This window comes from Pseudomonas nitroreducens NBRC 12694 (genome assembly GCF_002091755.1).
Lineage (GTDB): Bacteria > Pseudomonadota > Gammaproteobacteria > Pseudomonadales > Pseudomonadaceae > Pseudomonas > Pseudomonas nitroreducens.
In genome coordinates this window covers 39479-49620 of the sequence record NZ_BDAI01000016.1, presented here as the reverse complement: position 1 = coordinate 49620, position 10142 = coordinate 39479, and the positions used below count along the sequence as shown (strand labels likewise).

The 10142-nt window shown below is 66.5% G+C and carries 11 protein-coding genes; 5 read left to right on the top strand and 6 right to left on the bottom strand.

The features are described 5' to 3' along the window. Positions 1–149: 149 nt before the first annotated feature. Genes PNI01S_RS25730 through PNI01S_RS25720 form a run of 3 tightly spaced genes read right to left on the bottom strand, consistent with a single transcriptional unit; the run spans position 150 to position 2091 of the window. Positions 150–1124: a TauD/TfdA family dioxygenase gene (locus PNI01S_RS25730; RefSeq protein ID WP_065084379.1), complete on the bottom strand. Its 975-nt coding sequence runs from the start codon at positions 1122–1124 to the stop codon at positions 150–152. A gap of 22 nt (positions 1125–1146) precedes the next feature. Then, complete coding sequence (locus PNI01S_RS25725; RefSeq protein ID WP_065084378.1) at positions 1147–1869, bottom strand: thioesterase II family protein; 723 nt, start codon at positions 1867–1869, stop codon at positions 1147–1149. A 3-nt stretch (positions 1870–1872) separates the two neighbouring features. Next, a complete protein-coding gene (locus PNI01S_RS25720; protein ID WP_024764718.1) occupies positions 1873–2091 on the bottom strand; it encodes an MbtH family protein in 219 nt (72 codons plus the stop codon). A 347-nt stretch (positions 2092–2438) separates the two neighbouring features. Here PNI01S_RS25720 and PNI01S_RS25715 point away from each other — a divergent pair, with 347 nt between their 5' ends. Beyond that, on the top strand, positions 2439–2975 hold the full coding sequence (locus tag PNI01S_RS25715; RefSeq protein ID WP_065084377.1) for an RNA polymerase factor sigma-70: 537 nt from the start codon (positions 2439–2441) through the stop codon (positions 2973–2975). 3 nt (positions 2976–2978) lie between these two features. On the opposite strand, the gene PNI01S_RS25710 is transcribed toward PNI01S_RS25715, so the two are convergent. After that, the gene (locus tag PNI01S_RS25710; protein ID WP_024764716.1) at positions 2979–3779 is read right to left on the bottom strand and encodes an AraC family transcriptional regulator; all 801 of its coding nucleotides are present in this window, start codon (positions 3777–3779) and stop codon (positions 2979–2981) included. Positions 3780–3872: 93 nt separating this feature from the next. Here PNI01S_RS25710 and PNI01S_RS25705 point away from each other — a divergent pair, with 93 nt between their 5' ends. After that, complete coding sequence (locus tag PNI01S_RS25705; RefSeq protein ID WP_037018628.1) at positions 3873–4766, top strand: DMT family transporter; 894 nt, start codon at positions 3873–3875, stop codon at positions 4764–4766. A 1-nt stretch (position 4767) separates the two neighbouring features. Here PNI01S_RS25705 and PNI01S_RS25700 read toward each other — a convergent pair whose 3' ends face one another. Further along, entirely contained in the window at positions 4768–5820 is a 1053-nt protein-coding gene (locus PNI01S_RS25700) for an NAD(P)H-dependent flavin oxidoreductase (RefSeq protein WP_065084376.1), read from the bottom strand. 114 nt (positions 5821–5934) lie between these two features. Here PNI01S_RS25700 and PNI01S_RS25695 point away from each other — a divergent pair, with 114 nt between their 5' ends. Continuing rightward, positions 5935–6807 (top strand): LysR substrate-binding domain-containing protein, encoded by an 873-nt coding sequence (locus PNI01S_RS25695; protein ID WP_037010613.1) that lies wholly within the window; start codon positions 5935–5937, stop codon positions 6805–6807. Next, positions 6804–7994 (top strand): YbfB/YjiJ family MFS transporter, encoded by a 1191-nt coding sequence (locus tag PNI01S_RS25690; RefSeq protein ID WP_024764714.1) that lies wholly within the window; start codon positions 6804–6806, stop codon positions 7992–7994. Before PNI01S_RS25695 ends, PNI01S_RS25690 begins: the two co-directional genes overlap by 4 nt. Before the next feature lie 57 nt (positions 7995–8051). Here the strand turns inward: PNI01S_RS25690 and PNI01S_RS25685 are convergent, their stop codons facing one another. Next, a complete protein-coding gene (locus PNI01S_RS25685) occupies positions 8052–8492 on the bottom strand; it encodes a carboxymuconolactone decarboxylase family protein (RefSeq protein WP_024764713.1) in 441 nt (146 codons plus the stop codon). A gap of 147 nt (positions 8493–8639) precedes the next feature. Between PNI01S_RS25685 and pdxR the strand changes: the two genes are divergently transcribed. Next, on the top strand, positions 8640–10073 hold the full coding sequence (gene pdxR, locus PNI01S_RS25680) for a MocR-like pyridoxine biosynthesis transcription factor PdxR (protein WP_024764712.1): 1434 nt from the start codon (positions 8640–8642) through the stop codon (positions 10071–10073). The last annotated feature ends 69 nt before the right edge of the window (positions 10074–10142 follow it).

The following is a 10142-nucleotide window of genomic DNA, read 5'->3' as shown; positions in this document are numbered from 1 at the left end:
TATTCGCCGGGAAAAAATTTTCGGGAATGAACCTGAGCGCGCGAGCTAGAGCCAGGCGAGGCGGAAGGCAGACAAAAAAGCGCAGTTCACTGCAGTGAATGAGCATTTTTTGTCTGTCTTCCAACGACGCATGGCCGACGCGCAGCCGCTCAGGCCCCGTGACCTTCGGCCATCGCAACGACTACCTTGCGCGGCCCGCTGAACGGCGAGCGCGCATGCGCCGCCAGCATGTTGTCGAGCATCAGCACATCGCCGCTGGTCCAGGGGAAGCTCACCTTGGCCTCCTCCAGCACGCCGCGGACTTCGTCGAGTACCGAGGGTTCGATGGGGCTGCCGTCGCCGTAGTAGACGTTGCGCGGCAGGTCTTGCTCGTCGACGATTTCCAGCAGGCTCTCGCGCACTTCCGGCGGCAGGTTGGAGACGTGGAACAGGTGCGCCTGGTTGAACCAGACCCAGTCGCGGGTGGTCGGGTGCTGCGCCACTGCCTGGCAGACCTGGCGAGTGCGCAGCTCGCCGTCGTCCTTCCACTCCCAGCCGATCTTGTGAGCCCTGCAGTAGGCCTCGACCACGGCCGGATCGTCGCTGTTGAACACCTGTTCCCAGGCCACATCCAGGCCGTTGCCGAAGTTGCGGGTGTACATCAGCCCGCGCTCGGTGAAGCGTCGGCGGATGCCTTCGTCTACCTGGCGGTAGATCTCGCGGCTGTCGGCGATGGGAGTCTCGCCGCCGCTCTGTGCGGCCTGCACGCAGTAGAACCAGATCTTCATCGGCCACTCGCGGGTGTAGGCCTGTTCGTTGTGCAGCGGGATGTGCTGGTGCGGCGGGTATTCGGTGGAGGTGTACACGCCGCTGGTGACGTTGCTGCGCGGCGTAGAACCGAATTCGTAGTTGAGCAGCGGATGGCCGAAGCCGGCGGCGAACTCGCGGAAGCGCTCCGCCGCACCGACCTGGAAGCCACGGAAGAGAATGCCGGCGCACACCGGCAGGCGCTCTTCAACCAGCGGGCGCAGTTCGGCCAGGGCATCGAGCAGGTCGATACCCTCGCCGCGCGCCTGCACCAGCAACGGCAGGCCGCCGCGCGCTTCAACCAGTGAAGCTATATCGAACAGAGTGGAGGTAGGCATCTGGATTCTCCGCGAGGGGCACTCAGGCCAGCGCTGCGCTGGACGGTTTCCCCGGTTGCTGCAGGCGGCCGAGCATCAGTTCGAGCAGGCGCGCCTCGTCGGTGTTGATGAAGAAGTGGCCGCCTTCGAGCATCTCCAGGGAGAAACCGGCGCAGGTCTCGTCCTGCCAGGCCGACAGCGACTCGACCGAAAGCCGGTCGCCCTTGCCACCGAACACATGGATCGGGCAGGTCAGCGGCGCGCGTCGGCGGTAGTCGTAGCGGCCGCAGAGGAGGAAGTCGGCGCGCATCACCGGCAGGGTCAGGGCAAGCATCTCGGCATCGGCGAACACCGCCGCCGAGGTGCCGCCCAGCCGCCGCATGCGTTCGATCAACTGCGCGTCGCTCTGCTCCTGCGCCAGCTCACGATGGCTGTCGCGGTGTGACGGCGCAGAGGCGGCCGAGGCGAACAGCGCCTGCGGCAGCGGCAGGCCGCGCTCGCGCAGGGCATGGGCCAGTTCGAAGGCCAGCAGACCGCCGAGGCTGTGGCCAAAGATGGCGTAAGGCAGATCCAGGCGTGCGGCGATCTCATCGGCCAGTTGGCTGGCGAGAGCTCGCAGATCGGTCTGCAGGCCTTCGGCGAAGCGCCGACCACGGCCGGGCAACTCCACTGGGCAGACCTCGATCCACTCCGGGAGCTGGCGCTTCCAGCGCGCATAGAGCATGGCGCTGGCGCCGGAGTACGGCAGGCAGAACAGACGCAGCACGGGTCAGTGCCCCGCAGCCTGGCCGTCCATCTTCTGCCGCAGGCTCAGCGGGCGCATATCAGTCCAGTTGGCTTCGACGAAGGCCAGGCAGTCGGCCTTACTCCCCTGCTTGCCGGCCTCACGCCAGCCGGCCGGGACTTCCTTGTAGACCGGCCACAGCGAGTACTGCTCTTCGCCATTGACCAGCACCTTGTACACCGCGTCTTCGCGATCGAAAGCCATTGCTCTTCTCCTCTCTCCAGATGGGGATGCCGACGCAGAGCGGTTACCCCGTTTTTCCAGCTCTGCCATGAAGACGAGGGAGGCAATGAAATAGTTAGTGTTCTCGGATGCGATTAATTCTCATAAGATATGCGCCGGCGAAATTTCCTGGCTTGTCCTTCACCTGTAAGTCGAGAGTTCTGACGAATGGATGCGAATGAAAAAACTTCACACTTGTGTGGGAACCCTGTCCCAGAGCGATAGTCGGAGTCTCTCGAATAAATTGATAATAATTATCATTTGATCTAGATTACCGCCTCAACCCATGTGGACGTCCCCGCCTCCGCCGCCGCATAGGAACACCTTGCATGTCCAAGCCAATGCCCGCCGAGTCGCGCCCCGCTCTCCACGAGCTGTTCGCCACCCACCGGCAGACCTTCATCAATGCGGCCGCACGCATCCTCGGCTGCCGCAGCCATGCCGAAGACGTGGTGCACGATGCGTACATCAAGCTCAATGCGAGCGACCTCACCCCCGGCATCCAGTCGCAGAGCGGCTACCTGATGCGTGTGGTGCGCAACCTGGCCATCGATCTCTATCGCCGTCAGGCGCTGGAGAAGCGCTACTCGGGTAGCGAGGAAGAAGGCATGCACATCGCGACGCCGTCCGCGTCACCGGAAATGGAGCACGAGGACCGGGAGACCCTGGAAGCTATCTCCAGCGCCCTGCAGACGCTGCCCGAGCGCACCCGCTATGCCTTCGAGATGTACCGCCTGCACGGCCGCACGCAGAAGGAAATCGCCGAGGAACTGGGCGTCTCCCCGACCCTGGTGAACTTCATGGTGCGCGACGCGCTGATCCACTGCCGCAAGACCCTCAAGGGCCTGGAAGAAGGCCGCGGCTGATGCTCAGCCTTCCGCCGCCAGAGCGCGGAAGGTCGAGCGATACTGCTCCGGCGTGGTGCCCGACAGCCGCCGGAACATGGCGATGAACGCCGAGGGGCTGCTGTAGCCCAGGTTGAAGGCGATCTGCTGCACCCCCTCCCCCGATGCCAGTGCCTCGATGGCGGCAAGAAACCGCAGGCGCTGGCGCCATTCGCCGAACGACATCCCCAACTCCCGCTGGCAGGCTCGCGCGAGGGTGCGCTCGGTGCTGTGCACGCGCTCGGCCCATTGCGCCAGAGTGCGGTTGTCGCCCGGCTCGGCCTGCAGCGCGGCCAGCACCTCACCCAGCGCGCCGCCGCTGGCATAAGGCAGGTAATCATCATGGGGCTGTGCGGCCTGGAGCTGGTCGATCACCACTTCGGCCAGGCGCTGGTCGGCTGCGCTCTGCGGGATGTTGACCCGGCGTGCGGCAAAGTCGGAGAGGATCGCCTTGAGGATGTCGCTGATCGCCAGAGTGCAGGGATTCTGTGGCAGCTTGCGCGCCAGTTCGGCGGACACGTACAGCGAGCGATAGACGATGGCCTGCCGGTTGTAACAACTGTGTAAACGCCCCGGCGGCACCCATACCGCGTACTGCGGCGGCGAGAGAAAGCGCTGGCCGTCCACTTCCAGCTCCATCACCCCGTGGGAGGCGTAATTGAGCTGGCCCCAGGCGTGGCGGTGGCTGGGCGAGTGAGTCCCGGCGTCGAACTCGTCGTAGCGAAAGTACAGATCGGCGGGCAGGCGGTCGATGTCAGGAAGGGGAAGCGGCAGTACGCGGGTCATGTCCGAAAGCCGGGGTGGATTGTCTTATTTTCATTATACGTCTGGATTCGGACGAGCGGAGAATATGCACCGTTATCCCCGGAAGCGTTTCCCATGAATTACCTGTTCCCCTTGCTGGCCGTGGTCATCTGGTCCGGCAACACCGTCGTCAACAAGCTCGCCGTAGGGCAGATCGCCCCCGCGGAAATCGGCTTCTTCCGCTGGCTGCTGGCCGGCGCGCTGCTGACGCCCTTCCTGCTGCGCGCCACCCTTGCCCACTGGCCGGTGATCCGCGCCAACCTGGGCAGGATCGTCACCCTCGGCCTGCTCGGCATGGCGGTCTACCAATGCCTGGCGTACTACGCCGCCGCGCTGACCTCGGCGACCAACATGGGGATCATCCTGTCGCTGATGCCGCTGATGTCCCTCGCCCTGGCATCGATCCTGCTGCGCCACAGGATGAGCGCCACCGCGCTGCTCGGCGCGCTGGTGTCGCTGGGCGGCGTGCTGCTGGTGATCACCCAGGGCAACCCACAACAATTGATCAGCCACGGCGTGAACCTGGGCGATGGCATGATGATCGTCGCCACGGCGGCCTATGGGGTGTACGGCGTGCTGCTGAAGAAATGGAACCTGCCGCTGCCGCCGCTGCTGATGCTCTACCTGCAGGTGCTGGTGGCCATCGTTGCGCTGGCCCCGCTGTATATCGCTTCGCCGCACCACGGCCTGACCACGGCCAACCTGCCGCTGGTGCTCTATGCCGGGCTGCTGGCTTCCATCGTCGGTGCGCTGGCCTGGATGCAGGGCGTACAGCGCATGGGGCCGAGCCGAATGGCGCTGTTCTTCAACCTGCTGCCGGTGTTCACCGCCGCCATCGCCGCCGTGGTGCTGGGCGAGCAACTGACCAGCTATCACCTGATCGGTGGCGCGCTGATCCTGAGCGGCGTATTACTGGCCGAGCTGTGGCGGCCGCGGGAGAAACCCGTCACGGCCGCCAGCGCTCGCTGAATCAGGCGTTGTCACGCAACTCGGCCATCAGCGTCGCCACCAGCTGCGCCGCCGGCATCTCCCGTGACAACGGCGCGCCCTGCCCGGCCCATTGCACGGCGAAGTCGGTATTGCCCTTGGCGTTCGCTGCAGCCGTCAGCGCCTTGGCCGCGTCATAGGTGATGGGGTAGTCAGGCAGCGCCGGCGCATCGGCGCTGCCCAGGTCAGTGAACAGCCGATTCACCATCCCGCGAGCGGCGCGGCCGGAAATCGCCGCCGTCACCTCGGTGCGTTCTCCTCGCTCGCCACGCAGCGCTGCCTTGAATGCGGCGTTGGCCGAAGACTCGTCGGCAGCTATGAACGCGGTGCCCATCTGCACGGCCTGGGCGCCCAGTTCGAACACCGCGCGCATGCCCTGCCCATCCATGATTCCACCTGCCGCGATCACCGGCAGGCCTGTGCCTTTCACCAGCGTGCGGACCAGCGCGAAGGTGCCGATGCGCGCGTCCTTCTCCGGCTCGAACACGCCCCGGTGGCCACCGGCCTCATAGCCCTGAGCGACGATCGCATCGATGCCCGCTGCCTCGATGGCGCGGCCCTCTTCCAGGCAGGTGGCAGTCGCCAACAGGCGGATGCCGGCGGCCTTCAGGCGATCGATCCAGCTCTGCGGCGGCAGGCCGAAGTGGAAGCTGACCACGGCCGGGCGCGCCTCGATGAGGAACTCCAGCATGTCCGGATCGGCCAGGAAGCTGCGATAGATCTCGGTGATCTGCTGCGGCGGCTGCGCATCGAACTCGGCGAACAGCGGGCGCAGGTGCTCCAGCCAGGCCGCCTCGCGCGCCGGATCGGCCACCGCCGGGCGGTGGCAGAACAGGTTGAGGTTGAGCGGCTTGTCGGTCAGCGCGCGGGTCTGCTCCAACAGGGCGCGGGCCTGCGTCGCGTTGCTGGCGCCCAGGCCGATGGAACCCAGGCCGCCGGCATTGGAAACCGCCGCGGCCAGCGCCGGGGTGGACACGCCAACCATGGGTGCCTGGATGATGGGGAACTGGATGCCGAGCAGGTCGGTGATGCGCATGACGGGGTCCTCAACGTCAGGGTCGGCGAAGTCGCCGTTTGGCCTGTAATGGCTTGACTTAACATCTCATAAAGAGAATATTCGTCGCAACATATTCTCTATTGAAGATTAATCATGGATCTCTCCAGCCTGGAAATCTTCCGTTGCGTGGCCGAGGAACAGAGCGTCACCCGCGCCGCGGCCCGCCTGCAGCGCGTGCAATCGAACGTCACCACGCGCATCCGCCAGCTCGAGGAAGACCTTGGCGCGGCGCTGTTCCTGCGCGACGGCAAGCGCATGACGCTGACCGACCAGGGCCGCGACTTTCTCCGCTACGCCGAGCAATTGCTCGCCCTCGCCACCGAAGCCCGCCAGTCGCTGCACCCGAGCAGCGCCACCGGCAGCCTGCGCCTGGGCAGCATGGAAGCCGCCGCCGCCAGCCGGCTACCGGAAATCCTGGCGCGCTTTCACCGGGCCTATCCCGACGTGGAACTGCACATCACCACCGGCCACAGCCAGAAGCTGATCAATGAAGTGCTGAACCGCCAGCTCGACTGCGCGCTGATCTCCCATCCGGACATCCTCCACGCCGAACCCGGCTTCGAATCGCTGCTGGAGCGCGGCCTGTGCGCCGAACCGGTGTTCCGCGAGGAGTTGCTGCTGGTGCTGCCTGGCGACCATCCACCGGTAACCCGGCCCGAGGATGTGCAGATCCGCACGCTGGTGGGCTTCGCCCGCGGTTGCACTTACCGGCAGTTGCTGGAGCGCTGGTTGAACGGAGCGTCGCTCGCCGTGCAGGAGGTCGGTTCGTACCATGGCATCCTCGCCTGCGTTAACGCCGGCTCCTGTTTTGGCGTGCTGCCTCGTTCAGTGCTGGAGCTGCATCGGGATATGCCGGCCCTGCAGGTGGTGCCGCTGCTGGAAGTGGACACCTTGCTGATCTGGCGCGAAGGCTACGCCACCGGCGCCTTCCAGCGCTGGCGGGAAGCCCTCGAGGCACGCCCGTGAGCCGCACCCGCCGCCTGCCCGCGGCGCTGTCGGCAGCACTGATCCTTGCCGTGGGCATGGGCTTTGGCCGGTTTGCCTTTACCGGGCTCTACCCGCTGATGGTGCGCGACGGCGTGCTCAGCGTCACCGGCGGCTCGCTGGCGGCCTCGGCCAATTACGCCGGCTACCTGCTGGGTGCGCTGCTGCTGGCGCGCAGCCACGAACGACATGCTGCACGCATCTGCCTGATCGCCCTGGTCGGCACCTTGGCCGCCCTCGCCGCCATGGCCATTCCGGCACCCGTCTGGTTTGCCGTCGGCGTGCGCCTGCTGGCGGGCGTGCTCACGGCCATGGTGCTGGTCAGCGCGGCGCAATGGTTGTTGCAGAGCATGGGCGAAAGCCATGGCGCTCCGATGATGTTCGCCGGCGTGGGCGTCGGCATCCTGGTCTCGGCGGAACTGATTGCCGCCGGCAATGCCTTCGGCCTGGGCAGCGCCGCGATCTGGTGCGTGTTGGCGCTGGCCGGGCTGGTGCTGTCGCTGCTGGCCACCCCCGCGCTGGGCCGCGCAGCACCGACTTCGCCGCAGCAGACAACGAACGGTACGGGGCCGATGCCCGAGCTGTCCGCGTTGATCATCCTGCTGGTCTACGGCCTGGCCGGCTTCGGCTACATCATCACCGCCACTTACCTGCCATTGCTGATGAAGAGCGGCCTGGGCGCCATCGACCCGCTGCAGGTCTGGGCCGCCTTCGGCCTGGGTGCGGCACCGTCGTGTTTCCTCTGGCATCGGCTGCACCTGAGGCTCGGCGGCCGTCGCGCATTGGCGTTGAACCTGCTGGTGCAGGCCATCGGCGTGATGCTGCCGGCACTGGGCGAGTCCGCTTTCCTTTATCTGGGCAGCGCGGTGCTGGTGGGTGGCAGCTTCATGGGCACCGTGACCATCGCCATGCCGGCGGCCCGCGCGGTGGCCGCGCAGGTGCGCTTCAACATGCTGGCGGCGATGACGGCGCTGTATGGCGTCGGGCAGATCGCCGGGCCACTGGCCGCCAGCGCCCTGCGCGGGTTGACCGGCAGCTTCATTCCGGCCCTGGGCGCCGCCGCCAGCGCCCTGCTGATCGGCGCGCTGTGCTGCCTGCCACTGCGCCGGACTGCCCTTTGCAGGAGCGAGCTTGCTCGCGAACAACCTCAACACCACCGCTGCCTGTAAATCTGTTCGCGAGCAAGGACTGGGCGTCCCCCTCGGTCCGGCAGGCAAGGCACCCGCTCAGGCCGGCGGCGGCTGGCGGAAGGACACGCCCAGGCGGTTCCACACGTTGATGGCGCCGATGGCCACGGTGAGGTCAACCAGTTCGCGCTCGCTGAACTGCTCGCGGGCGAGCTGGAAGACCTCCAGTGGCACCTTCGATTCGGACAGCAGCGTCACCGACTCGCTCCAAGCCAGCGCCGCGCGCTCACGCTCGGTGAAGAACGGCGATTCACGCCACACACTGACGGCGAACAGGCGCCGTTCGGTCTCGCCATTGCGGCGCGCTTCCATGGCGTGCATGTCGGCACAAAAGGCGCAGTTGTTCACCTGCGACACGCGCAGGCGCACCAGCTCCAGCAGTGGCTTCTCCACCGACAGCTCGAAGATGGCGGCTTCCAGCGCCAGCACTGCCTTCAGCGCTTCCGGCGAGGCAGTGTAGTAATCCAGACGCGGCTCCATGACGGGAACTCCAGACGATGACCTGGCCATTGTGCGCCGGCGCCTCGCCCTGAGAGGTGGCCAATCCGTGGAAATTGCACCGCGCAACTTCACCACGGCCAATGCCGGCGCTACGCTTGCGCGACCGCCCTGCCCCGGAGTTCGCCCTTGGAGCTGCACCTGATCATCCACGGCCAGAAAGATCTCGCCGGGCAACTCTATCGCCAGCTGCGCGAAGCCATCGACTCCGGCCGCCTCGCCGCCGGCACCCGCCTGCCGCCCAGCCGCCTGCTGGCCGAGCAGTTGGGTATCTCGCGCAAGACCATCTCCGACACCTACGCCCAGCTCACCTATGAAGGCGTGCTGGTGGGCAAGATCGGCAGCGGCACCTTCGTCAACACGCACCTGCCGCGGCATGACCGGCGCCAGGATGGCGTGCGCTTCGCCAGCCAGGAAAACATCGAGCGCTGGTGCAACCTCGACACTCGCCTGCGTCACCCCGGCGCCGCCGGCACGGCGAAGGCCGACTTCATCGGCGGCGCCACCACCCAGTTGCAGTTCCCCCAGGAAGAATGGCGGCGCTGCGTGAACCATGCGCTGCGCCAGATGGCCGGCATGCGCGGGCACTACAGCGCCCCCGAAGGCATCGCGCCGTTGCGCGATGGCATTGCCCGGCACATCTCCTATGCACGCGGGGTGAACTGCCAGCTGGACGACGTGATGGTCTGCAATGGCGCGCAGCAGGCGCTGGACCTGCTTGCCCGCATCATGCTGCGGCCGGGTGACAGAGTCGCGATGGAAGACCCCGGCTATACCCCGGCGCGGCTGATCTTCCAGACCCTGGGTGCCGACGTGGCCAGCGTGCCGGTGGACGCCGAGGGCATCTGCGTTGACCTGATTCCCGAAGGCACGCGGATGATCTACACCACCCCGTCGCACCAGTTCCCGCTGGGCATGCCGATGAGCCCGGCGCGCCGCGAGGCGCTGCTGGCGCGGGCGCTGGAGCTGGGTGCGCTGGTGATCGAGGACGACTACGACAGCGAGTTCCGCTACGAAGGCCGGCCCACCGATGCGCTGCAGAGCCTCGACCGGCACGGCGTGGTGGCCTACATCGGAACGTTCTCCAAGGTGCTGCTGCCGGAGCTGCGCCTGGGCTATCTGATCCCGCCGCCCAGCCTGTTCCCCGCGCTGGTGCGCGCCCGGCAGATCAGCGACTGGCACAGCTCGACCTTGCCGCAATGGGCGCTTTCCAAGTTCATCGCCGAAGGCTATTTGCTCAAACACATCCGCCGTTGCCACGGTATCTACGCCGGGCGCCGCGAACGGATACTCGCGCGGCTGACCGGCGACCTGGCACCCTGGCTGGAGGTGGTGCCCTCGGTGGCCGGCTTTCACCTCACCGCGCTGCTGCGCCAGCCGACCAACGTGGCGCTGCTCACCGAGCTGGCGCGCAAGGTCGAAGTCGGCCTCTACGGCCTGGCGCCCTTCCACCACCAGGTGCCGGTGCGCGACGGCCTGCTGCTGGGCTTCGGCGCCATCGACACGCTGGATATCGACCCGGCGCTGGACAAGGTGCGCGACCTGCTGCAGCAGTTGGGCTGACGCCAAAACCCAATTCCCAGGGAGCGTAGGAGCAACTGTCTTTTCCTGGGGAGTCCGTACCAATGCATC